Source organism: Amycolatopsis sp. NPDC088138 (assembly GCF_044741685.1).
Taxonomy (GTDB): domain Bacteria; phylum Actinomycetota; class Actinomycetes; order Mycobacteriales; family Pseudonocardiaceae; genus Amycolatopsis.
The window spans coordinates 1,159,465-1,181,951 of record NZ_JBIUTB010000002.1 but is presented as its reverse complement, the minus strand read 5'-3'; the positions used below and the strand labels follow the sequence as shown (position 1 = coordinate 1,181,951).

18 protein-coding genes are annotated in these 22,487 nt (G+C 72.4%); 3 read left to right on the top strand and 15 right to left on the bottom strand.

Features of this window, described 5'->3' with window-relative positions:
• The 12 genes from ACIOD2_RS13115 to ACIOD2_RS13060 form a co-directional block, all read right to left on the bottom strand.
• Positions 1 to 1,344 carry a hypothetical protein gene (locus ACIOD2_RS13115; protein WP_400537275.1) on the bottom strand — a complete coding sequence of 448 codons (1,344 nt, stop codon included), beginning with the start codon at positions 1,342 to 1,344 and terminating at the stop codon, positions 1 to 3.
• A gap of 14 nt (positions 1,345 to 1,358) precedes the next feature.
• Positions 1,359 to 2,612 (bottom strand): MFS transporter, encoded by a 1,254-nt coding sequence (locus tag ACIOD2_RS13110; RefSeq protein ID WP_400537273.1) that lies wholly within the window; start codon positions 2,610 to 2,612, stop codon positions 1,359 to 1,361.
• Positions 2,609 to 3,832 (bottom strand): ATP-grasp domain-containing protein, encoded by a 1,224-nt coding sequence (locus tag ACIOD2_RS13105; protein WP_400537271.1) that lies wholly within the window; start codon positions 3,830 to 3,832, stop codon positions 2,609 to 2,611. The genes ACIOD2_RS13110 and ACIOD2_RS13105 overlap by 4 nt, the downstream gene beginning before the upstream one ends.
• A gap of 89 nt (positions 3,833 to 3,921) precedes the next feature.
• Positions 3,922 to 5,172 (bottom strand): ATP-grasp domain-containing protein, encoded by a 1,251-nt coding sequence (locus ACIOD2_RS13100; protein ID WP_400537269.1) that lies wholly within the window; start codon positions 5,170 to 5,172, stop codon positions 3,922 to 3,924.
• Between the two features lie 10 nt (positions 5,173 to 5,182).
• Positions 5,183 to 5,785, bottom strand: a complete 603-nt coding sequence (locus ACIOD2_RS13095; protein ID WP_400537267.1) for a disulfide bond formation protein DsbA — start codon at positions 5,783 to 5,785, stop codon at positions 5,183 to 5,185.
• Positions 5,782 to 6,882 carry a branched-chain amino acid aminotransferase gene (locus ACIOD2_RS13090; RefSeq protein ID WP_400537265.1) on the bottom strand — a complete coding sequence of 367 codons (1,101 nt, stop codon included), beginning with the start codon at positions 6,880 to 6,882 and terminating at the stop codon, positions 5,782 to 5,784. Before ACIOD2_RS13090 ends, ACIOD2_RS13095 begins: the two co-directional genes overlap by 4 nt.
• Complete coding sequence (locus ACIOD2_RS13085; protein ID WP_400537263.1) at positions 6,879 to 8,231, bottom strand: adenylosuccinate lyase family protein; 1,353 nt, start codon at positions 8,229 to 8,231, stop codon at positions 6,879 to 6,881. The genes ACIOD2_RS13090 and ACIOD2_RS13085 overlap by 4 nt, the downstream gene beginning before the upstream one ends.
• Positions 8,228 to 10,195: an FAD/NAD(P)-binding protein gene (locus ACIOD2_RS13080; RefSeq protein ID WP_400537261.1), complete on the bottom strand. Its 1,968-nt coding sequence runs from the start codon at positions 10,193 to 10,195 to the stop codon at positions 8,228 to 8,230. The genes ACIOD2_RS13085 and ACIOD2_RS13080 overlap by 4 nt, the downstream gene beginning before the upstream one ends.
• Before the next feature lie 25 nt (positions 10,196 to 10,220).
• The gene (gene aroF, locus ACIOD2_RS13075; protein WP_400537259.1) at positions 10,221 to 11,273 is read right to left on the bottom strand and encodes a 3-deoxy-7-phosphoheptulonate synthase; all 1,053 of its coding nucleotides are present in this window, start codon (positions 11,271 to 11,273) and stop codon (positions 10,221 to 10,223) included.
• Between the two features lie 29 nt (positions 11,274 to 11,302).
• On the bottom strand, positions 11,303 to 12,973 hold the full coding sequence (locus ACIOD2_RS13070; RefSeq protein ID WP_400537257.1) for a class I adenylate-forming enzyme family protein: 1,671 nt from the start codon (positions 12,971 to 12,973) through the stop codon (positions 11,303 to 11,305).
• Between the two features lie 156 nt (positions 12,974 to 13,129).
• The gene (locus ACIOD2_RS13065; protein WP_400537255.1) at positions 13,130 to 14,980 is read right to left on the bottom strand and encodes a BTAD domain-containing putative transcriptional regulator; all 1,851 of its coding nucleotides are present in this window, start codon (positions 14,978 to 14,980) and stop codon (positions 13,130 to 13,132) included.
• Positions 14,981 to 15,321: 341 nt separating this feature from the next.
• Entirely contained in the window at positions 15,322 to 16,146 is an 825-nt protein-coding gene (locus ACIOD2_RS13060) for an ExsB family transcriptional regulator (protein WP_400537253.1), read from the bottom strand.
• A gap of 195 nt (positions 16,147 to 16,341) precedes the next feature.
• Here ACIOD2_RS13060 and larB point away from each other — a divergent pair, with 195 nt between their 5' ends.
• From larB to ACIOD2_RS13045, 3 genes are all read left to right on the top strand, one after another.
• Complete coding sequence (gene larB / locus ACIOD2_RS13055) at positions 16,342 to 17,037, top strand: nickel pincer cofactor biosynthesis protein LarB (RefSeq protein WP_400537251.1); 696 nt, start codon at positions 16,342 to 16,344, stop codon at positions 17,035 to 17,037.
• Positions 17,034 to 18,239 carry a nickel pincer cofactor biosynthesis protein LarC gene (gene larC, locus ACIOD2_RS13050; protein ID WP_400537250.1) on the top strand — a complete coding sequence of 402 codons (1,206 nt, stop codon included), beginning with the start codon at positions 17,034 to 17,036 and terminating at the stop codon, positions 18,237 to 18,239. Before larB ends, larC begins: the two co-directional genes overlap by 4 nt.
• An 88-nt stretch (positions 18,240 to 18,327) precedes the next feature.
• Positions 18,328 to 19,401, top strand: a complete 1,074-nt coding sequence (locus ACIOD2_RS13045) for an aldo/keto reductase (protein ID WP_400537249.1) — start codon at positions 18,328 to 18,330, stop codon at positions 19,399 to 19,401.
• Here the strand turns inward: ACIOD2_RS13045 and ACIOD2_RS13040 are convergent.
• From ACIOD2_RS13040 to ACIOD2_RS13030, 3 genes are read right to left on the bottom strand one after another with little or no spacing between them, the layout of a single operon-like run.
• Positions 19,398 to 20,609, bottom strand: a complete 1,212-nt coding sequence (locus ACIOD2_RS13040) for an amidohydrolase family protein (protein ID WP_400537247.1) — start codon at positions 20,607 to 20,609, stop codon at positions 19,398 to 19,400. The two genes, ACIOD2_RS13045 and ACIOD2_RS13040, sit on opposite strands and share 4 nt — an antisense overlap.
• Complete coding sequence (locus tag ACIOD2_RS13035; protein WP_400537245.1) at positions 20,606 to 21,043, bottom strand: GAF domain-containing protein; 438 nt, start codon at positions 21,041 to 21,043, stop codon at positions 20,606 to 20,608. The genes ACIOD2_RS13040 and ACIOD2_RS13035 overlap by 4 nt, the downstream gene beginning before the upstream one ends.
• Positions 21,040 to 22,431 carry an MFS transporter gene (locus ACIOD2_RS13030; RefSeq protein WP_400537243.1) on the bottom strand — a complete coding sequence of 464 codons (1,392 nt, stop codon included), beginning with the start codon at positions 22,429 to 22,431 and terminating at the stop codon, positions 21,040 to 21,042. Before ACIOD2_RS13030 ends, ACIOD2_RS13035 begins: the two co-directional genes overlap by 4 nt.
• Positions 22,432 to 22,487: the final 56 nt, after the last annotated feature.

Below are 22,487 nucleotides of genomic sequence, written 5' to 3'. Positions count from 1 at the left end.
TCAGCAGGTGAACAGGCAGGTGTTGCGGACGTCGGGGTTGTTGATCATGGTGATGACCGTGGTCCCGCCGGGCGGGATCGCGCGCACCCCGCCGCCGGACAGACCGGACGGGGTCATGAAGGCGGCCCACAGCGCGTACCACTCGGAGCTCTCGCCGCTCTGCGGGTCGATGACGGTCTCCAGGTTCGGCTGCACGATCTCCTGGACGAGCGAGCCGGTCCGCGAACCGGCGTCGAGGGTGTCCCGCCAGGTCGCGGCGTCGACCTCCTGGCCGATGACGACCCCCTTGCCGCCGTAGGAGCCGGTCGGCTTGAACACGAGCTGGTCCTGGCGCCGCACGCACTCCTCGATGCGCCCGGCGTCCGGGCCGGCGCCGGGACGGCCGAGCATGCGGCTCCACGGCAGCACCCGGTCGATCGCGGCCCGTTCCTCGGCGGAAAACACCGTGGTGTCGGCGGAGAACTCGGACAGCATCGCGAGCGTGCCCTTGTTGCTGTAGACGTTCGTCGGCGTCCAGACCACGACGGCGCCCTCTTCGTGCGCGCGGAAGACCGGCTCCAGCAGCTCGACGCCGTCGGGCGCTTCGAGCATCTCCTCCAGCCCGTAGTAGCGGAGGATGACGTCGACCCCGGTGCCGTCCAGGTACGGCTTGCCGTCCCGGAACTCGAGGTCGCCGATCTCGCCGACGAGGCAGGTGACGTTCTGCTCGGCCAGCAGCTCCCCGATCGCGCGGCGCTGGTGCCCGTAGGTCGTCATCCCGCCGGGGCCTTCGAGGATCGCGACGACCGGCTCGCCCGCACCGATCGTCTTGCCCGCGTTGCGCAGGGCTTCGGCGAGGTCGGAGCCCATGTCCAGGTAACCGAGGCCGTGCTCGGCGGCGAACTCGGCGACGGCCGGGACCTTCAGGTACGCCTTCGGCAGCGTGCCCACCATGTCGAGGCCGCCGAGCGCGCTGCCGATGTTGTACTCGAGCAGCTTGAACGCCTCGCCGTCGTAGTAGACGTCCGCGCGGCCGTACAGCGGCGGCGGCCCCTCACCGAGCAGGCGGCACATCAGCGTGGTGTGGACGTCGTCGAGGCCGAGCGAGGTGCGGAACCGCTCGAAGTCGCCGTCGAACAGCCGCCGCGGCAGGCTGGTGACGAGGTCGAAGACGGTGACGAGGTCCCGGCCGAACGCCCGGTACTCCGCCTCGTCGACGACCACCGGCCGGGGCAGCAGCCGCGGCCAGGCCGCGCGCTTGGTCGCCGACACGTCGAGGTTCGCCAGCGCGTGGCGCAGCCCGCTTTCCGGCGCGGCGCAGTCCGCGAGGTAGGCCTCGGTGACCCGGTTCGCCTTTGCCGACATGGTTTTCTCCCTGATCAGACGGAGACGGAGTGGTCCGCGGCGGGACGCGCCGCGCGGCGGTTGAGGATCACCCGGTACTGCAGGATGATCACGACGCCGAAGAGCAGGTAGATCCCGGCCATCCCCTGCGTGCTCACCACCGCGCCGAGGCTGATGAGCAGCGAGTTGACGACCTGGCCGAACCGGATGTGGAGGTAGTACGCGGCCAGATACCGCGGCCGTCCCTCCTCCGGGGCCAGCTCCGCCAGCAGCGCCTGCTGCACCGGCAGGTTCATCAGCTCGCCGATGGTCAGCACGACGCAGGCGGCCAGCAGCAGCCAGGCGTCGTGGCTGACCACGAGCACCGCGAAGCCGCCCGCGTACAGGGTGATGCCCGCGTACAGCCGGACCCGGTCGGGCATCCGGCGCAGCATCGTGTTGACGACGAGCGCGAACACGACGACCAGCACCGTGTTCACCGCCTTGAGCACCCCGAGCATCTCGACGCCGGTGACGTCACCGAACGGGAAGACGGTCTGCTCCGGGAAGTCCGTGGAGAGCCGGATCCCGATCGACGTGCTCAGCTGGCCTTCGAGCGTCAGGATCAGCGTGGCCGCGATGATCAGCCGGCGGAAGGTCGCGTCGACCAGTACCACCTTGTAGCCCTGGACGAACTGCGCGAGCCCGGTGAGTTTCGCCGACGGGGCCGGGGTTTCCGGTTTGGTCTCCGCCACCAGCGTCACGGTGACGAGCAGCGCGAACGCCATTCCGGCGGCCCCGCCCAGGATCACCGCGCCGAAGTGCGAGCTGTAGAGGAAGGCGCCGAGCAGCGCGCCGCTGCCGAGCGCGACGTTGATCACCCAGTAGTTGACCGTGTAGACGTACTTGCGGTCGGCGGGCGGGGTGACGTCGATGATCGTCGCGTCGTTGGCGGGCAGCGCCAGGTTCGTGCCGAACTTGACCACGGCGTAACAGAAGTAGACGGCGAGCGCGCCCCAGTCGGCGAAGTAGGCCACGGCCATCAGGACCAGGAACACCGTGCCGACGAGGTCGCCGACGATGAGCACGGGCCGCCGTCCCCGCCGTTCCGACAGGTGCCCGCCGACCAGCATGCCGAACACCGCGAACACGGCGAACACCAGGATCAGGGCGCCGGCGAGGGCGACCCCGACGTGGGCGGCGAGGTAGATCGCGATGAACGTCAGGATCATCGCGTCGATCAGCTTGTGCACGAAGGCCAGCCCGATCCGGAGCCGGACGTTGCGGTGCAGCGCGAAGAAGGTCCTCATCGGGCTTCGACCTCGACCTCGATCAGGGCGTGGACGCGGTCCGCGCGAGCCGTCGCCTCCGCGGCGTCTTCCGAAGCCGTGAGGATCACGTAACCGTGGCGGGTCTTGGAGCTGACCGTCTCCGGCAGGACGTCGCCGGCGGAGAACGGGAAGTTCAGGGTGTCGACGAAGTCCAGCTCCCGGGCTTCGTCCACACCGGACACCGAGCGGAGGACCCCGGTGGGAAAGGCGAAGTAGGCGATGTGCCCGACGCCGCCCGGCGGGATCGGTGACGGCGTCCGCCCGGCCAGCGCGGCGAACATCGCGCGCTTGACGTCGTAACCGCGGCCGAGCCGGATGATGTCGGGGATCTTGTCGCCGCCGAGGCGGGCCTGGGACTCGACGATCCGCGGGCCGCCCGCGGTCAGGATGACCTCGGTGTGCGCCGGGCCGCACTGGTAGCCGGTGGCGTCGAGCAGCTCCACGGCCAGGTCGGCGACCTGCCGGGTCTCCGGCGTCTCCGGCTCGCCGAACAGGTGCCCCCGCTCGACGAAGTGCGGCAGCGGGCCGAGCAGCTTGCGCGTCACGCCGAGCACGTGGTGCTCACCGCGCACGGTCATCGTCTCGACGCTGAACTCGGGGCCGCGCAGGTACTCCTCGACGAGCAGCGGCCCGTCGTAGCCGAGGGCGCCCAGCTCCGCGCCCCAGGCGGGCAGGTCCGCCGGGTCGGTCAGCAGGAAGGTACCCCGGCTGGCGGACAGCGCGGCCGGCTTGACGACCACCGGCAGCGTGAAGTCGCCCAGCAGCCCCTCGACGTCCGGCCAGCGTGACGCCGTGGCGAACCGCACCGACGAGATTCCCTTGTCCCGCAACAGGGTGCGCATGGCCAGCTTGTCGTTGAGCAGCGCCACGGACGCCGGCGAGTTGACGGCCTTCCCGAGCTCGTCGGCCACGTCGTAGGCGAGCTGCATGCTCTCCTCGCTGCCGACGTGCCAGACGTGGTCGGCACCAGTTTCGCTTACCGCTTCCCGAATCGCGTCGGCGTAGGCGGCCGAGTCGGTGAAGTCGACCAGCCGGAAGCCGTCGGCGAGCTCTTCGACCTTCCGGAGGTAAGCGGGGGCCTGCGCGCCGAACAGCCGCCCGGCTTCGGCCGGGTCCCAGATCGCGAAGATCCGGAAGCCCTCCGCCTGGGCCTTTTCGATGTATGCCTGGTAGGGCATCACCATGACCAGGTTCGGCATATCGTCTCTCTCCCGTGGGCGTGAAGGCTTCGGTGGGTCAAGGCTCGCCGACGCCGCCATCGGCGGAGCATCAGCCGCACATCAGCCGGTCAGTCCCGGTGGGTGCGCACCGTGATCTGCTGGGCCGCGGCCTCGGCGATCCGCCCGGCCAGGTAGGAGGTCTCGGCCGTCGCCAGGACGTGGCCGACCCGGTCTTCGTTGACGCGCAAGCGGTTCACCCGCGAGCCGGGGACTACGGCGACCACCGCCTCGGCCACCCCCGGCACGGCGGCGGCGATGTCCACGCCGGTCACGCCGTCGACGACACCCGGGTGCGCCGTCAGGTAGCGGATCGCCGCGCCGCGGACCGGGCGGACGTCGACCGCGCCGACCGACTCGCCGAGGTACTGGCGCAGCAGCAGCTCCATCGTCGAGAGGCCGAAACTGCGGTCCATCAGCTCGGTGATCTGGTCACCCGCCGGGCGCGGGTTGATCTCGATCAGCTTCGGGCCCTCAGCCGTGTACTTCAGCTCGACGTGCGCGATGCCGAGGTCGAAGCCCACCGCCGTGGTCGCCGCCACCGCGGCGGTCTCCAGCTCGGTCCGCACCCGGTCCGGCAGCGCCGACGGGAAGTTGTGCCCCAGCTCGATGAACCGGTCGCGGCCGCCGAGCAGCTTGTCGGTCACCCCGAGCACGCGGACCGCGCCCGCCTCGGCCAGCACCTCGATGCTCACCTCGAAGCCGACCAGGCACTCCTCGACGAGCACCTCCGGCGGCCGGGCCTGGCCGCGCCGGTTGGTCGCGTCCGCCCGGATCGTGGTGTACGTCTCGACGACGTCGGCCGCGGTCGTGCACCGGACGACGTGCGCGCCGCTGGTCTCGTCCACCGCCTTCACCACGCACGGGAACCCGACCTTCTCGGCGGCCCGCACGGCCTCTTCGGGCGTCGTGACGGCGTGGAACTCCGGGACGGGCACCCCGCGTTCGGCCCACCGCCGCCGTTGCTCGGCCTTGTTGCGGGCGATCCGGATCGCGGCCGGGTCGGGACCGGGCAGGCCCAGCTGACGGGCCGCCTCGGCGGCCGGGATCACCTCGTACTCGGCGACCGAGAGCAGGGCGTCCAGCGGCTGCCGCGCGTCGACCTCCTTCACCGCCGCCAGCAGCGGCCCGACCTCGTGGGTCGCGCAGGACACGAACTCGTCGACGCAGCCCTCGAGCACCTCGGTGCCGCCCGGTGTCGCGTGGTAGCGGTCCAGCCCGCAGCTGAAGAAGGTGACGTGCAGGCCCAGCCGCCGCGCCGCCCGCAGCGCGTCGAACCCCGACCCGGACCTGTTCGACTCCACGAACCCGATGCGTTTCATCGTCCGTTCCTCACTCGTAGTTCAGGCCGGGCGTACGGGCCCGCTTCAGCTCGAAGAAGTGCGGGTCGCGGGCCATCGCCACCGCGCCGTCGAAGAGGCTGACGGCGTCTTCGCCCCGCGGGATCGCGTTGAGCACCGGGCCGAAGAACCCGACGCCGTCGAGGTGGATCGCCGGGGTGCCGAGGTCGGCGCCGACCGGCTCGAGCGCCTCGGCGTGGCTCTTGCGCAGGGCCTCGTCATAGTCGGTGCTCTCCGCCGCGTCCGCGAGCGACGCCGGGAGCCCGACCTCGGCCAGCGCCTGCGCGACCACCACGGGGTAGTCCTTGTTCTTCCCGTTGTGGATCCGGGTGCCGAGCGCGGTGTAGAGGTCGCGCAGCACCTCCTCGCCGTGGTCCCGGGCGGCGGCGACGCAGACCCGGACCGGGCCCCACGCGCGGTCGCAGAACTCCCGGTACCAGGGCTCGATCTCGCGGTCCTCGTTGAGCACACCCAGGCTCATCACCCGGAACCGCAGGCTGATCTCGCGGTGCTGCTCGACTTCGAGGATCCACCGCGAGGTGATCCAGGCGAACGGGCAGGCCGGGTCGAAGTAGAAGTCGACCTTGGGCTTCATCGGGGGTCCTCCACGGCCTCGGTGCCGACCAGCCGCAGCCAGCCGAACTCGTCGGGGGTTTCGCCGTACTGGATGTCGAGCAGGGCCTTCAGCAGGCGCCGGGTGACCGGGCCCGTGGGGCCGGTCGGCCAGTCCCGGTCCGGGGTGACGACGTGCCCGACCGGCGCGATGGCCCGCGCGGTGCCGCAGGCGAACACCTCGGTGATCCGGCCGTCGCGGCAGCCGCGTTCCCAGTCCTCGAGCGTGACCGGCTCCTCGGCGACCTCGATGCCCAGGCGCCCGGCGAGGCGCAGGATCGAGTCGCGGGTGATCCCGGCCAGCAGCGTGCCGCTCAGCGGCGGGGTGACGAGCCGGTCGCCCTCGACGAAGAACAGGTTGGAGCCGCCCACTTCCTCGACGTACCGGCGCTCGCGCGCGTCCAGCCAGACGACCTGGTCGCAGCCGTGGGCCACGGCCTCCCGCTGGGCGATGTAGGACCCGCCGTAGTTGCCGCCGCACTTGATCGTGCCGGTGCCGCCGTCCGCGGCGCGGACGTACTCCGGCGACGCCCAGAGCCGGATCGGCTTCGGTTCCGCGCCGGCCGCCGGGCGCGCCGGGCTGCCGATCACCGCGAAGAGGTACTCCTCGGCGGGCCGGTTGCTCAGGTGCGTCTCGGCGGCGAGCATGAACGGCCGCACGTAGAAGCTGTGACCACGGGCCGGGGGCACCCAGGCGCCGTCGACCCGCAGCAGCGCCTCCACCGCGGCGACGAAGTCCGCTTCGGGCAGTTCGGGCATCGCCATCCGGCGGGCCGAGCGGGCGAACCGGCGCGCGTGGTCTTCCGGGCGGAACAGCGCGCGTTGCCCGTCCGGGCGCCAGAACGCCTTCAGGCCCTCGAAGACCGTCTGTCCGTAGTGGAACGCCATGGTCGCCGGGTGCAGCGAGAACTCCGCGAGCGGCCGGCTCCGCGCGTCGTGCCAGCCGTTCGCGGCGTCCCAGCGGGCGGTGACCATGTGGTCGGAGTAGAGCGAGCCGAACCCGGGCATGCTCAGCAGCTCTTCGCGCTGCTCGGCCGGCATCGGCTCGACGCGGTCGGTGGTGAACTCGAGCGTGGTCATGCGAACTCCTTGAAGACTTCTTCGAAGCGGGCGACGGCCCGGTCGGCCAGCGGCCCGGACAGGCCGGTGTAGGCGGCCGGGTCGAGCAGCCCGGCCGGAACGTCCACTTCGGACCCGAGCGCGGCGGCGAGGTCCGCCCCGGTGCGCTCGGCCTCGGCGGAAGCCGCCGCCAGCAGGCGCTTGGCGGCCACCTTGCCGAGCGTCGGCGCCAGCACGGCGTTGACGCGTTCGGAGACGATCGCGCCGCGCGTGAGCCGCAGGTTGGCCGCCATCGCCTCGGGCGAGACGTGCAGCGCCCCGGCGAGGCGGGCGGCGTTGGCGGCGGCGCCGGCCGCGATGCGCAGGGCGTCCCGCAGCGGCTGCCACTCCGCGTGCCAGCCGCCGGACGACCGTTCGTCGGGCACCGCCATGGACTGGAACAGCACGACGGCGACCGGCGGCAGCTGCCGGGCCGCGGTCGCGACCAGGGTGGCGTACACCGGGTTGTGCTTCTGCGGCATCGCCGACGACGCCCCGCGGCCCGGCGCCTGCTCCTCGGTGACCTCGCCGATCTCGGTCCGGGACAGCACGAGGACGTCCTCGGCGAGCTTGCCGAGCGCGCCCGTGGTGACCAGCAGCGCCGAGGCGGCGTCGGCCAGCGGCGTGCGGATCCCGTGCCACGGCAGGGACTGCGGGGCGAGGCCGAGCCGCGCGGCCACGAGATCGGGCAGCCGCAGGGTGCCCTCGACGTCGCCGCCGGCGTACTCCTGGTACGCGGCGAGCGTGCCGGCCGCGCCGCCCAGCGACACCGGCAGGGCCGCGCGGGCCCGGCGCACCCGCTCGACGGCGTCGAGCACGAGGTGCAGCCAGGTCGCCGCCTTGAGCCCGAAGGTGACGGGCACGGCGTGCTGGGTCAGGGTGCGCCCGGCCATCGGCGTGTCCCGGTGCCGTCGCACCTGCCCGGCCAGGCTTTCCGCGCAGGCCAGCAGGTCCCGCGTGATCCGGTCGAAGGTCGCCGCGCACAGCAGCATCAGGGCCGTGTCGAGGATGTCCTGGCTGGTGCTGCCGCGGTGGACGTACTCGGCGGCGGCCGGATCGACGGCCGCGGTGAGCTGCCCGACGAAGGTCACTACCGGGTTCGCCGTCTCGCGCACCCCTTCGGCCAGCGCCGCCGGGTCGAGGTTCACGGGATCGGCCGCCGCCCGGATGGCCGCGGCCGCCGTAGCGGGGATCACGCCCAGCTCGGCCTGCGCCTCGGCGAGCGCGACCTCGGTGTCGAGCATCGCGGTCAGGAGAGCGTGGTCCCCGACGAGCTCGGCCGCGCCGGTCGCCGCCCAGGCCGGGGCAAGAATCCCGTGGTCGGTGCTCATGCCGTCCTCTCGAAATCGCCGAGTTCCGCGCGGTCCGCCACCAGCTCCAGGCAGGAGCGGGCGATCGCGTCGGCGTCACCGAGGATCACCGAGTCGACGCCGGGACGGATGCCCGCCGCCGTCACCCAGTGCACCGCTTCCGTCGGGACGCCGAACGCGAACCGGCGCGGGTGAGGCCGGTCCTCGGCGTCCAGCACGTGGTACGGCCGCCGGGTGACGGCCAGGCCGCCGGTGACGTACTCGCCGCCGCCGGAGTCCGGGATGTGGTACGACCGGCACTCGCCGCGCTCCAGCAGGGCCCGCAGCAGCGGGTCCGTCGTCCGCCTCAGGTCCGTTTCCGGCAGCCGCGCCTCGATCAGCGTCGTGGCCGACGCGGTGACGTCCGGGCACGCGGCCGAGCGTGCGACGAACCGGCCGTCGGCGCCCTCGACCCGCAGGTCCGGGCCGAGCACTTCGAGCACCCCCGCGTCCAGCAGCGCGCCGAACTGCTCGACCCGCTCGGCGGGCGGCCCGATCGACAGGTAGGCGTTCAGCGGCATGTACCAGCGCTGCAGGTCGTCTCGGTAGGACTCACCGGAGAGCCCGCCGTGGTCGACGACCAGCCGGATCTCGTTGCGGAGGTCGCGCAGCACGTCCAGGGCGGCCTTGAGCGCACCGGTCACGTTCCCCAGCTCCGCCTCCCGCAGCTCTTCGTCCACATAGGACCGGAGCCAGCGGCGGAACCGGGCGGTCGAGGTCAGGTCGGCCGCGGTGTAGGGCACCGCGACCTTCCGCCAGTCCCAGCTGTGCTCGGGGTCCAGCCCGAACTTCGTGAGCACGTTGCGCTGGGCGTCGCTCTCCCGGATGGCCAGGGGTTCGCCGGCGAGCGGCACTTCGGCGGGCTCGGCCGCGCCGAACGCGGTGATGAACTCGTCGACGTCGCAGACGCACCGGCGGTCCCGCACGAGCGTCGCGTAGAAGACCGTGCGGACCTCCTGGTCGATCAGCGGCCAGACGTCCCGGCGGAAGTCGGCGGGCCCGCCGTCGCGCAGCCGCGCGATCACCGCCGGGGTCAGGTAGCGTGGCCGGTGCCGGCCGAACGGGCCCTTCTCGTTGCGCGCGCGGGCCTGGTAGGGCACCCCGCGGCGCGACCCGGTGACCAGGTGCGGCTCCCGGCCGGACGGGACGTAGGCGAGCACGCCGTCTGGGCCCCGGGTGAACTCGCCGCCGCGGCCGAGGGTGAACAACGCCAGGTGGTCGAAGAAGTTCAGGCCCATCCCGCGCAGCAGCACCGGCTCGCCCGCGGGCACGTCCGCCAGCGCCACGTCGGCCGGGTTGTCCGGCGCGAGGTACCGCAGGCCGTGGCGGACGGCGAAGCGGCTCAGGTCCGCTTCGGCCGCACCGAGCTCGTGCGACTGGTGCCCGAGGGCGAGCACGACGGCCCGCAGCCCGCCGAGCGTCTTGCCGTCGTCCAGCACGACCTCCTGCCGGCCGCCGCCGGTGTCCCGGACGTCGACCGCCCGCGCGCGGTGCGGGACGAACCGGACCGACGGCGGCGCGAGCCGCGCGATCCGCCGCCGCGTCCACCGCAGGTAGCTGCCGTAGAACGCGCGCGACGGGTAGTCGTCCGGTCCCAGCGCCTCGGCCTCGGCGCGGACACCGTCCGGCACCTTCGGGCTGCCGAGGAGCGCGATTGACCGCGCCCACTCGTACAGGCTCGGCCCGCGGACCACCGGCCCCGCGCAGGCGACCGTCTCGTCGACGAACATGGTCACCTGACTGGCGACGGTGTTCATCAGCAGCAGGCGGTCCTGGCTGCTGCGCCACACCCGCCCGCCGTCGAACACCTCCGGGTCGACGAGGTGGACGACGAGCGCGCCGCCGCGCGGCACGAGCTCCCCCGCGTTGGCGCACAGCCGTTCCGCGACCGACAGGCCGCGCGGGCCGAGGCCCACGACGGCGATCTCCGACGTCTCACCGAACACAGTTCACTCCGGTTCCGCTCCCGAACTAGTGACCGCCGCTCAGACGGCGGCCGAGGCCGGCCGCGGCGCCGGCGAGCCGCTCCATGAGCCCGGCGAACTGCTCGGGTCTGAGCGCCTGGTTCCCGTCGCACAACGCCTGCTCCGGCTGGACATGGACATCGATCAGCAACGCGTCCGCCCCCGCGGCGACGGCGGCCAGCGACAGCGGCTCGACCAGCTCGGGCCGGCCACCGGAGTGGCTCGGGTCCACGATCACCGGCAGGTGGGTGCGCTGCTTCCACAGCGCCACCGCGGTGAGGTCGAGGGTGAACCGCGCCGACGGCTCGAAGGTGCGGATCCCGCGTTCGCACAACATGACCTGGTCGTTGCCTTCGAGGAGCAGGTACTCGCCGGCGGCGAGCGTCTCCTCGACGGTGCAGCCGAACCCGCGCTTGAGCACCACCGGCAGGCCGCTCTGGCCGACCGCGCTCAGCAGCGCGAAGTTCTGCATGTTCCGGGCGCCGATCTGGAACCCGTCGACCACCTCGGCCAGCCGCTTGACGTGCTCCGCGTCGACGACCTCGGTGACGAACGGCAGTCCCGTCCGCTTCCGGGCCTCGACGAGCAGCTCGAGCCCGCTGAACCCGAGGCCCTGGAACGCGTGCGGCGAGGTGCGCGGCTTGAAGGCCCCGCCCCGCAGCGCGACGGCCCCGTGCGCGGCGACCAGCTCCGCCGTCGCGTTCATCTGCTCCGGGTTCTCGACCGCGCACGGCCCCGCGATCACCGCCACCGAGCCGTCGCCGATCGTGACCGGCCCGAGTGACACGTGGGTGCCGCCCGGGCGCAGCTCACGGCGGCCCAGCCAGGCCTGGCCCTCCCGCGGCACGCGGCGGGTCGGCACCGGCAGGTCCGGCCCCGCGGCGGCGACGGCGTCCACCGTGCCCGCGGCGTCCATCGTGGACACCGGGAGCACGTGGCCGGCGCCGAGCCGGTAGATCTGCGTCGGCGCGCCGGCCGACTCGAGGTGCCGGAGCCAGCGGTCGACCCCGGCACGGGTCACGGTCTCGTCGAACACGAGCAGCAGGTCTTGGTCAGTCACGACGGTCGTCTTCTCTCGGAGAGTGGGGTTCACCCGAGCGCATCGCTCGTGGCGAGGTTCTTGCCCCGGCGGTCACGGACGTAGACCGCGAGGTCCTTGTACTTGTCGCGCAGGTAGCGCTTCAGCGACTTGCCCGTGACACCGAGCGGGAAGTCGCCGTCGCCGCTCGCGACCTCGACGACGGACAGCTCCGGCTTCCCGTGGGTCCGCAGGGCTTCGTTGGCCGCGAACAGCACCTTCTCCGGGTCCACGCCGTCCCCGGTGACGACCGCGACGGCGACCTTCTCTTCGCCGAACCCGCCGGCGATGACCGTGCAGTCCTCGACGCCGGCCACCTCGTTGAGGATCAGCTCCTCCATCTGCACCGAATAACCGGGACCGGCCGCGGTGTGTACCACGTCGACCGCGCGGTCGACCTGGTAGAAGAGGCCGTCGCCGTCCTGGTAGGCGACGTCGCCGGTCAGCCAGTAGCCGGCGAGCTTGCTGCGGTAGTAGGTGTCCTGGTTGCCCCAGTACCCGACCGTCATCGACGGCGGCTTCGCCCCGAGCAGGCCGATTTCACCCGGCTCCGCGAGCGTGCCGTTCTCCCGCACGATGGCGACTTCGGCGTACCCGACCGACTTGCCGACGCAGCGGTCGTCGCGCTCGGTCGCCAGGGTCCGCGGCTGCATGAGGACACCCCAGCCGAGCTCGGTGGTGCCGAGCCGGTCGAGGAAGGCCGCCGGCGGGAGGCCGGGCGAGCGCCGCGCGAGGATGTTCTTCAGGTGCCGCTCGTGGATGGCGTCCGCCATGGACACCCAGATGTTGACGGAGTCGAGCGCGCCCTTCGGCGTCTCGATCGCGGCCAGCTCCGGGTAGGCGTGGCCGAACGCCATCACCATGCTCGGCTTGTGCTCCTCGACGGCGCTCGCGAGCTCTTGACCGGACACGTCGCGCCAGACCACCGTCGGCTGGCCGCCGAGCACCGTGTAGGCGTTGAACGACACACAGCCCTGGTGCGACTGCGGGAGCGCGTTGAGGATGACGGCGTCGGGCTCTTCCTGGTAGTTCACGGCCCGCCACTTCGGGCCGTCGAGGATCGTCTTGTGCGTGTGGATCACCGGCTTCGGCAGCCCGGTGGTGCCCGAGGAGTGCATCAGGCCGACCGGGTCGTCCGGGTGGTGGCGGAAGCGGTCCGCGTCGGGCAGCACCGCCGAAGGCAGGGCCGGCAGCTCCTCCATCGTCTTGACCCACCGCAGGTTCAGCCGGTCGAGGTCGGGGGCGATCCGGTCGAGCCGCTCCTGGTCGGTGTAGAGCCCCCGCGCGCCGCTGCGCTCGATCAGCGCGACCGCGCTCTCCCGCGGCGCCTTGCTGTTGATGAGCATCGAGATCGCGCCGATCTGCGCGAGCGCCGAGAGGTGCAGGAAGTACTGGATGGAGTCGGGCGGGAAGACCGCGACCCGGTCGTGCGGCCGCACCCCCTGCTCCAGGTACCAGACCGACCAGCTCTGCACGAGGTGGTCGAGGTCGCGCAGGCTGAACCAGTGCCGGGTTTCCCCGTCGGTGTACGGGATCGGCGTCAGCGAGTGGATGAACGGCTCGTCCGGGTACGGGTTGAGCTCGAGCATCGAGGGAAGCAGGTTGCCACCGCCGATGTCCGGGTCTCGCAGCACTCGGGCACGCAACTCGGGGCTCAGGACGGTCTTGTGGGTGAACTCCATGTTTTCGCTCTCTGTGCGGGCCCACGACGGCGACGGCGGCGGGAGCGGTCCGGCCGACCGGCTCCGGTACCCAGCCTGCCGGGCGCGGCCATCGGCCCGGCCTCGCCCGCCCATCGGTGGTGCATCGGAGTGCGATGGTGTTGCCGGCCAAGCGGTTCAGCCGAAGCTGCACTCCAGCTTGGTCACCGACGCCAGCGCGGTGCGGCCGAACGTCGTCCGCAGGCCGTCACCCGGATCCCGTTCGTCCACTTTGGCCCGGGCGTGGTCCTGCACCAGCTCGTGGAAGTGGTACCGGCCCGCGGTCCGCTGCCGGACCAGGTGCGCGTCGAAGAGCTCTTCCAGCAGCCGCTCCGCGTCGGGCACGGGCTGGTTCAGCAGCAGCGCGGCGGTGCCGGCGTCGAACTCCTCACCCGGGTGCGTGGTGCCGCCCAGCACGCGGAACAGCCGGCGCTGCCCGGCCGAGAGCTTCCGGTAGGACGCCTCGAACTGCGCGGCGACACTGCGGTCGTCCAGGGACAGCACGCCGAGCCGGTTCGCGCGGTCGCGCAGGCGGGTCACCAGGTGCTCGAGCGTCCACGCGGGCCGGTTGTGGAACCGGGACGCGGCGATGCTGACGGCCAGCGGCAGGAACCCGCACAGGGACACGATCTCCGCGACGACGTCCGGCCGGGCGCCGGTGCGGCCGAGCCCGGCGATCCGGGTGAACAGCGCCGCCGCCTCGGCCGGGGAGAACACGTCGAGCGAGCGCGACGTCACGCCGTCGAGCCCGGCGAGGCGCCGCTGGCTCGTGACGATCACCAGCGCCTTCCCGGTCCCGGGCAGCAACGGCCGGATCTGCCGGGCGTCCAGGGCGTTGTCCAGCACCACCAGCACCCGGCGCTCGGCGAGCTCGGCCCGCCAGCGCGCGGCGCGGTGCCTGCTGTCGTGCGGGATCTGCTCCCGCGCGACGCCGAAGTCCAGCAGCAGCCGCTCCAGCGCGGCGTCCGGGCCGAGGGGTTCCTGGTCGGCCGAGTGCCCGTGCAGGTCGACGAACAGGTGCCCGTCCGGGAACCGGTGCGCCAGCTGGTGGGCCAGCCGCACGGCGAGTGTCGTCTTGCCGGCGCCGGGCATGCCGTCGAGGGCGAGGATGCTCAGCGCGGTCCCGGCCGCCGAGCGGCAGCCGGTGAGGAACCGCAGCTCCTCGGCGCGCCCGGTGAAGTGGGCCGTGTCGTAGGGAAGGAAGGAGCGGTTGCTGTGCCCGGCGGCCCGGGACGGCGCCGGGGCCGCGGTGCGCGGCCGGTCGTCGCGCAGGATGCGCTCGTAGAGCTCCCGCAGGCTCGCACCGGGGTCGACCCCGAGCTCGTCCCGCAGCATCCGGCGGCACTGCTCGTACGTCGTGAGCGCGTCCGCCTTGCGGCCGCACCGGTGCAGCGCCAGCATCAGCAGCTTCCGGGTCTCCTCCCGCAGCGGGTGCTGCGAGACCAGCTCGCCCAGCTGGGGGACGAGCGCGGCGGCGTCTCCGCCGTCCAGGCGCAGTCCGATGAGCCGTTCGGTTGCGGACAACCGGTTTTCCTCGAACCGGGCGGCGGCGATCTCGAACACCGGGCTGTGCAGCCCGGACAGCGCGGGCCCCTCCCACAGCGCGAGCGCCGACTCCAGCAGCTCCACGGCCGCGGTGGCGCGCCCGGCGGCCGCCGCCGCGGACGCCGAGGCGACCATGGCGGTGAAGCGGTGGGCGTCGATGTCCTGCTGGTCCACCTGGATGCGGTAGCCGGGGCCGTCCTTGACGACGAGGTGCTTGGCGGCGGCGAAGCTGCGCCGGAGCGCGGCCACGGCGTTGTGGAGCTGCCGCCGCGCCGTCACCGGCGGTTCGCCGTCCCACATGGCTTCGAGCAGCCGCTCGGCGCTGACCACCTTGTCGGCGTTGAGCAGGAGCATCACGAGCAGCCGCTGCTGCCGGAGCCCGCCGAGATCGACCCGCTCCCCGTCACGCTGGACCCGCAACGTGCCGAGCACCTTGAAGTACACAGGACCTCCCCCACCGTACGCGCACGGTCACCGCTCGCAGCGGCCCGCGTGCAGAACTCAGGAACAATAGCTGAAAAATGCGCTTGGCAAGGCGGGAGAAGCAGTTCGGTGTTCTCGGCATTGCTTCGGCGTGACTAATTCATGATCGCGCCCTCAAGATCGACGCGGACCGTGTGCGATCCGTCGCAATTGACGGACGAATGACATTAACGGGATAGCAGGGACTCCGGTTGCCGGTTCTTTCGTCGCATTCGGGAACACCGTGGGAACACCGGGGAACACATCGGGACACAACGGGGACACATCGGGGAACGCGCCGGGAACAATCCGGGTGCGCGGTCCTAGGCAGGCGGGGCGAGCGCGGGCGCCCGGTAGGCCGCCACCGCACCCGGGCCGGTCAGCCCGAGCTCGCCCAGCGCCGCGAGCACCGCCCCGGCGAGTCCGGGCCGGGCGTCGACGGCGTCACGGGCGGCCGGGTCGAGCTCGACCCGGAACCCCTCGCCGAGCAGGCGGACACGCAGATCACGCGGGTGGACGCCGGCTCCGGCAAGCCGGGCCCCCACCGCGATCTCGGCCCGTTCCACCAGACCCAGCCTCCGTAAAGAGACCGGCACACCGACCGAGATACGTGACGCGAGACACGGCGTCGACGCCTTTTCGGCCACGGCGAGTGACCACTCGGCCGCGAGCGCCCGGACGTCCTGTTTCCCCAGGCCGGCGTCGGCGAGCGGCTCGACCACCGACAGCTCGCGAGCGGCCCGCAGGCCAGGCCGGTGTAACGCACGGTGGTCGTCCGCGTGGGTTCCGGTGGCCACGTGCGCGAGGCCGCGCCGCGCCGCCAGCTCCCCGACCGCGCTCAGCACGGTGCGCTTGCAGAAGTAACAGCGGTCGCCCGTGTTCGCCCGGTAACCGGGCACCTCCAGCTCCGCCACCGGCACCTCCGCGAGCTCCGCGCCGAGGCCGGCCGCGAGCTCCCGGGCGGCGGCGAGCTCGGCGCGCGCCAGGCTCGGCGAATCGGCGATCACGGCCAGCACGCGATCACCCGGCAGTGCCCGCAGCGCGGCCGCCAGCACGAGCGCCGAGTCGACGCCGCCGGAGAAGGCGACGGCCACGCCGTCGAGCTCCTGCAACCGGCTCAGCAGCCGGCCGGCCCGCCCCGCGTCCATTAGCGCGTCCCCACTGGTCGCACGGGTCCGATGATCCATTTTCGGCAATAGAAGAGCACGGTTCCTCCGCTCGAGGCGTCTTGCGTGCGGTAAGTCGATCGCGGCGGTCCCGCGCAGTCAACACATTGCTGTATTCGTGCGCTTGTCCCCCGGCGCAGTTTACATGTGTAGCGGACGAACACTAACGTGTCGACTGTGGTATCGACTGATGGAACGGCGGCAACCACCGCGGATCTCGGCTTTGCGCGATTGGACCTCGACCGGGTGGTCCGGACGGGCGATCCCGAAGTGGTGTTCGGTGCGGGCAAAACTCCCGACCAGATAGTGGCTGCGCTCGCGCGGCTGCACCAGGAACATCCCGGACGGGCGGTACTCGCGACCCGGGTCGGCGGGGAAGCACGCACCCGGTGCCGGGAACGGCTTCCCGGCGCCCGGGTCGACGACGCCGGCCGCACGGTCACCCTCGGGGAGCCACCCGCGCCCCGCGGCCGGGTGGCCGTCGTGTGCGCGGGCACCTCGGACCTGCCCGTCGCCCGCGAATGCGCGACGACGGTGGCGGTGTTCGGCGCGGAACCGGACCTCGTCGTCGACGTCGGGGTCGCCGGGCTGCACCGGCTGCTGGCCGAACGCGACCGGATCGCCGGCGCCGACGCGATCGTGGCGATCGCCGGGATGGAGGCCGCGCTGCCGACCGTCCTCGGCGGACTCTGCGGGGTGCCGCTGATCGCTGTGCCGACCAGCGTCGGGTACGGCTGGCACATGGACGGGCTGACCGCGTTCCTCACGATGCTCAACAGCTGCGCGCCCGGCGTGGTGACGGTCAACATCGACAACGGCTTCGGCGCCGGTGTCGCCGCGGCCCGCGTCGCGCGTCAGTCGGTGGCGTCGTGACCGTCGGGTGGATCGACGCCGGGAACGGCTGCGCGGGCGACATGCTGCTGGCCGCGCTGGTCGACGCCGGCGCGGACTTCGGCGGGATCGTCGCGGGCCTCGCCAAGCTGCCGGTCGACGACGTCCGCCTCACCGAGCAAGTGGTGCGGCGCCACGGGTTGCGGGCCCGGCAGGTGCTCGTCGAGGCGCCGGAGACCCGGCACGCCCGGCACCTGCCGGAGATCCTCGACCTGATCGCGGGCGCCGGGCTGCCCGCCCGGGCGGAGCGGTTCGCCACGGCGGTGTTCGGCCGGCTGGCCGAAGCGGAAGCCGCCGTGCACGGCATCGAAGCGGCGCAGGTGCACTTCCACGAGGTCGGCGCGCTGGACGCGATCGTCGACATCGTCGGCTGCGCGCTGGGGCTGGAGGCGCTCGGACTGCTGGAAGCGAACGTCACGGTGTCGCCGATCGCGGTGGGCGGCGGCACGGTGACGGCGGCGCACGGCAGGCTCACCGTCCCGCCGCCGGCGGTGCTGGCCCTGCTGACCGGCGCGGCCGCCCCGGTGGCCGCCCACCCCGCGGCGCGCGAGCTGTGCACGCCCACGGGCGCGGCGTTACTGGTCACGCTGGCCGGCGCGTACGGCCCGATGCCTTCGTGCGTACCGGAAAAGGTGGGTGTCGGCGCGGGCACGGCCGACCCGCCCGGGCACGCGAACATCGTCCGCGTGGTCGTCGGCGCGGGCACCGGCGCGGCGCCGTCGTGGGTGAGCACGGCGATGACGGTGATCGAGACGACGGTGGACGACCTCGACCCCCGGCTGTGGCCGGAGGTCCTGTCGGCCCTGCGCGGAGCGGGCGCCGCGGACGCCTGGTGCGCCCCGGTGACGGCGCCGAAGGGCCGGGCGGGCGTGGTCCTCACGGTCCTGACGGCCGACGACCGCGTCGACGGCGTGTGCGCCGCGGTCTTCGCCCACACGTCGACTTTGGGGGTCCGCCTGTCCCCGGTGGAGCGGCGCGCTCTGCCGCGCGACAGCGTGACGGTGGATCACCGCGGCCAGGCGGTCAGCGTGAAGCGGGGGTACCTGAACGGCGTCGTGGTCACGGCGCAGCCGGAGTACGAAGAGGTGCGGGCCGCGGCGGAGGCGACCGGGCAGCCGCTGAGGCAGGTCTTGGAGGAGGTCCGCGCGGCGGCGGGGCGATGGGCGGAACCGGGGCCACGGTGACCCGGCTCTCGTCTGGACTTGCCGGTCCAAAAACGTCTCGGCACCCTGAGGAAGTCCACAAGATTTCCTTCCACAGGAGCGCTCCCCCATGTCACTCGACCAGTACTACCTCCTCGGCCGCTCCGGGCTGCGCGTCAGCAGGCTCGCCCTGGGCACGATGAACTTCGGCACCGGCGGCTTCCACGCCGCCTACGGGAAGACCGAGGGCGAGGCCCGCCCGATCTTCCGCCGCTACCTCGACGACGGCGGCAACTTCATCGACACCGCGGACTTCTACACCGCCGGCGAAAGCGAAACCATCCTCGGCAAGCTCATCACCGAGGCGAACGCCCGCGACCGGGTGGTGCTCACCACCAAGTTCACCAACAGCGTCGCCGACGGCGACCCGAACGCGGGCGGCAACGGGCGCAAGCACATGGTCCGCGCCCTGGAGGCCTCGCTGCGCCGCCTGGGCACCGACTACGTCGACCTCTTCCTGCTGCACACCTGGGACCGGCTCACCCCGGTCGAAGAGGTGATGCGCACGTTCGACGACCTCGTCCGCGCGGGCAAGATCCGCTACGCCGGGCTGTCGGACGTGCCCGCCTGGTACGCCTCGCGGGCGCAGACGTTCGCCGAGGCCAACGCACTCACGCCGGTGATCAACGTCCAGCTGCCGTATTCGCTGGTGCAGCGCGAGATCGAGACCGAGCACGTCCCGCTGGGACAGACGCTCGGCCTCGGCGTCACGGCGTGGAGCCCGCTGGCCGGCGGCTTCCTGACCGGCAAGTACCGCACCGGGACCGAGGGCCGGTACGCCGACCCGGACGCGCAGACCTGGACCGAGCGGGACTGGGCGCTGCTCAAGCCGCTGGAGGAGGTCGCGGGCAAGCTCGGCGTGACGATGGCCCAGGTCGCGCTCAACTGGGTCGCCACCCAGCCGGGCATCGCGTCCGCGATCGTCGGCGCCAGCAGCGCCGAGCAGCTCGGCGCGAGCATGGCGGCCCTCGACTTCGAGATCCCCGCCGAGCTGCGCACGCTGCTCGACGAGGCGAGCGCGGTCCCGCCCGCGTCGGTCTACCGGATGTTCACGCCGGAGTACCAGAACTGGATCGTCACGCCGGGCCTGAAGATCGGTGACAAGCCGGAGGGGTACGCGCCGGGGGTGCGGAACTGGATCTAGGAAACCACTTCCCCGCCCTGCACAACGTGCCGGAAGTGCTTCGGCTCGGCCAAAACGCCGACATCCGCCAACGGATCACCCTCCACCACGAGCAGATCCGCGTGCGCGCCCACGGCGAGGGTGCCGATCTCCCCGGTGAGGTTCAGCAGGTCCGCGGCGGTCGACGTCGCCGAGCGGAGGACCTCCAGCGGTGCCTGGACCTCGGCGCGCAGGCGGAACTCGTGGTTCTGGTGACGGTGCATGCCGCCGAGCAGGTCGGTGCCGTAGACCAGCTTCACACCGCCCTGTGCCGCGCGGTCCAAAGCCGCCAGGCCCGCGCCGAGGACCTCGTCCACCTTGCGCCAGCTGGATTCCGGCAGGCCGTGCTCGCGGCCTTCCTCCTTCAGCGCCCAGTACGTCACCAAGGTCGGCACCAGGTACGCGTCCCGCTCGAGGAACAGCTCGACACTGCGGTCGTCGAGGAGGTTGCCGTGCTCGATCGACCGGATGCCCAGCTCCAGGGCCCGGTTCACGGCGCGGGCGGTGTAGGCGTGCGCGGCGACGTACCGGTTGGCCGCCTCCGCCTCCTCGACGATCGCGCGCAGCTCGTCGGCGGAGTACTGCGTCGAGTCGATGCGGTCGGTCGGGGAGGCGACGCCGCCCGACGCCATCACCTTGATGTGGTGGGCGCCCTTGCGCAGCTCGTCGCGGGCGGCGGCGCGGACCGCGTCGACACCGTCGGCGACCCGGCTGAGGCCCGCGCAGCACTGGTGGTCGTCCCGGACGTGGGTGCCGCGGGTCCGGCTGTCGCCGTGCCCGCCGGTCTGGCTCAGCGCCTTGCCGCAGAACAGCAGCCGCGGCCCGCGGAACAGCCCTTCGGCCTGCGCGTCGGCGAGGCCGTAGTCGGCGCCCGAGGCGTCGCGCACGGTGGTGAAGCCGCGGTCGAGCATCTCGCTCATGGTGCGGGCGGCCTGAGCGGCCACATAGGACGGTGACGCCGACGACAGCGAGCCGAGGTCCGCCGTCGACGCGTTGACGTGCACGTGCGCGTCGATCAGCCCGGGCAGCACGACGGCGCCGCGCAGGTCCTCGGTGCGCACGTCGGCCGCGGCCAGCCCGGGGCCGACCTCGGCGATCCGCCCGTCGGCGCACCGCAGGTCACCCTCGGTGTACTCCCCCGTCAGCGGGTCGAGCAGCTTGGCGTTGCGCAGCAGCAGCGATCCAGTCACCGGTTCTTCTCCTCCTCGAGTTCACGCAGCGCGGGCACGGCCAGCGGCGCGAGCGACGCGGCCGTCACCACCGAATCCTCGTCGTAGCGGCCTTCCGCGTCGAGGATGTTGAGCACACCGAGCGTCCGGCCGTCCGCGACGACGGGCACGTTGATCACGGCGCCGCAGCCGAGCGCGTCGATCAGCGCGTGGTCGGCGAAGATCTCGCGCACCGCCGCGCGGTCCGGCCCGAGGTAGGGCTCCTGCGCGGTGACGCACCGGGCGAGCCAGCCCGCGGCGACCTCGACGGTCTTCTCCCCGCCGACCGGGTACTCCGCGGGATGGCTGCTGTGCACCCGCCGCAGCGCTTGGCGTTCCGGCACCCACGCGAGCACGGTGAACAGCCGCACGCCGATCGCGTCGCGCACCCGTTCCTCCACTGTGGACAGCTTCACTTCGTCATCTCCTTGGCGGTGGCCGCGGGCGCACCGTGTTCGGTCAGTTCTTCGAGCGAGCGCCCGGCGGTGGACAGGCCGAACACGACCACGCACACCACCCCGGCGGCCAGGACGATCGTCGTCAGGCCGAAGACGCCGGCGAACCCGAGGCTCGCCGAGGACAGGCCGATGATCGTCGGCGCCAGGATGCTGCCGACCCGGCCGAACGCGCTCGACAGGCCGGTGCCGCTGGCCCGGATCCAGGTCGGGAACACCTCGGGCGTGTAGGAGTACACCCCGGCGTAGGTGCCGTTGAGGAAGAACGAGAGCACCGCGCCGGCCAGCGTGATCGACCACGGCGCGGACATCTGGCTCAGCCAGAACGCGCTCACCGCGGAGCCCGCCAGGTACAGCGCGATGGTGTGCTTGCGGTCGAGCCGCTCCGAGAGCCAGGCCGCCGAGAAGTACCCGGGCACCTGGGCCAGGTAGATGATGATCGAGAACTCGAAGCTCTTGGTGACGGTGATCCCGCGCTCGACCAGCAGCGTCGGGATCCACGAGAAGAACCCGTAGTAGGAGAACGTGATCACGAACCAGACGGCCCAGATCACCGCCGTCCGGCGCGCCATCGCGGGACTCCACAGGAACTTCAGCGCGCTGAGGAGGTTGACCTTCGGCGTCTCGGTCACGGGCTGGGTGTCGGCGGCCGGGACCGGCGGGAGCGCGGTACCGGTGGCCTTCTCGACGTCGCGTTCGAGCTGGGCGACGACCGTCTCCGCTTCGGCGTCCCGGCCCTGCGCGAGCAGGAAGCGCGGCGATTCGGGCAGCGACCGGCGCCACCACAGGAGCATGACGATCGGCAGCGCGGTGACCAGCTGCGCGACCCGCCAGCCCTCGTCGAACGACGGCACGACGAACCGCCCGATCAGCGCGGCCGCGACGAAGCCGAAGGAGAAGAACCCGGCGAGCGCGCCGACGAACCAGCCGCGCCGCTTCGCGGGAACGAACTCGGACAGGAACGGCGCGATGATCGCGCTCTCGGCGCCCGCACCGGCCCCGGCCAGCACCCGGGCGCCGAGGAAGACCTCGTAGTTGGGCGAGAAGGACGCGATGACCGAGAACAGGGCGTAGAAGGCCAGCGCGTACATCATGACCTTCTTGCGGCCGATGCGGTCGCCGAGCAGGCCGGCCGCGATCGCGCCGAAGAGGAAGCCGAACGGCGTGGCCGAGCCGATCAGCCCGAGCTGGCCGTTGTCCAGTCCCCACGCGGTTTTCGCGCTGGGCAGCAGGAACGCGACGACCGCGGAGTCCATGCCGTCGAAGGTGTACCCGAGCCCGCCGATGAGCAGCAGTTTGTAGTGCGGACGGCTCAGCGGGAGCCGGTCCAGTCGTGCCAGCAGCGTCATGAGGAGCACCTTCCGTGATCCGGGCTGCGCGAGTGCGGACAACGTATACTGCACTT

Excerpts from the sequence above, each read along its gene's own strand:
- ACIOD2_RS13110 (WP_400537273.1), bottom strand. The coding sequence starts at position 2,612 with ATGAGGACCTTCTTCGCGCTGCACCGCAACGTCCGGCTCCGGATCGGG.
- ACIOD2_RS13060 (WP_400537253.1), bottom strand. The coding sequence starts at position 16,146 with ATGGACGCGGGGCGGGCCGGCCGGCTGCTGAGCCGGTTGCAGGAGCTC.
- ACIOD2_RS13095 (WP_400537267.1), bottom strand. The coding sequence starts at position 5,785 with ATGAAGCCCAAGGTCGACTTCTACTTCGACCCGGCCTGCCCGTTCGCC.
- ACIOD2_RS13115 (WP_400537275.1), bottom strand. The coding sequence starts at position 1,344 with ATGTCGGCAAAGGCGAACCGGGTCACCGAGGCCTACCTCGCGGACTGC.
- ACIOD2_RS13030 (WP_400537243.1), bottom strand. The coding sequence starts at position 22,431 with ATGACGCTGCTGGCACGACTGGACCGGCTCCCGCTGAGCCGTCCGCAC.
- ACIOD2_RS13085 (WP_400537263.1), bottom strand. The coding sequence starts at position 8,231 with ATGAGCACCGACCACGGGATTCTTGCCCCGGCCTGGGCGGCGACCGGC.
- ACIOD2_RS13100 (WP_400537269.1), bottom strand. The coding sequence starts at position 5,172 with ATGAAACGCATCGGGTTCGTGGAGTCGAACAGGTCCGGGTCGGGGTTC.
- ACIOD2_RS13045 (WP_400537249.1), top strand. The coding sequence starts at position 18,328 with ATGTCACTCGACCAGTACTACCTCCTCGGCCGCTCCGGGCTGCGCGTC.
- ACIOD2_RS13070 (WP_400537257.1), bottom strand. The coding sequence starts at position 12,973 with ATGGAGTTCACCCACAAGACCGTCCTGAGCCCCGAGTTGCGTGCCCGA.
- ACIOD2_RS13105 (WP_400537271.1), bottom strand. The coding sequence starts at position 3,832 with ATGCCGAACCTGGTCATGGTGATGCCCTACCAGGCATACATCGAAAAG.
- ACIOD2_RS13090 (WP_400537265.1), bottom strand. The coding sequence starts at position 6,882 with ATGACCACGCTCGAGTTCACCACCGACCGCGTCGAGCCGATGCCGGCC.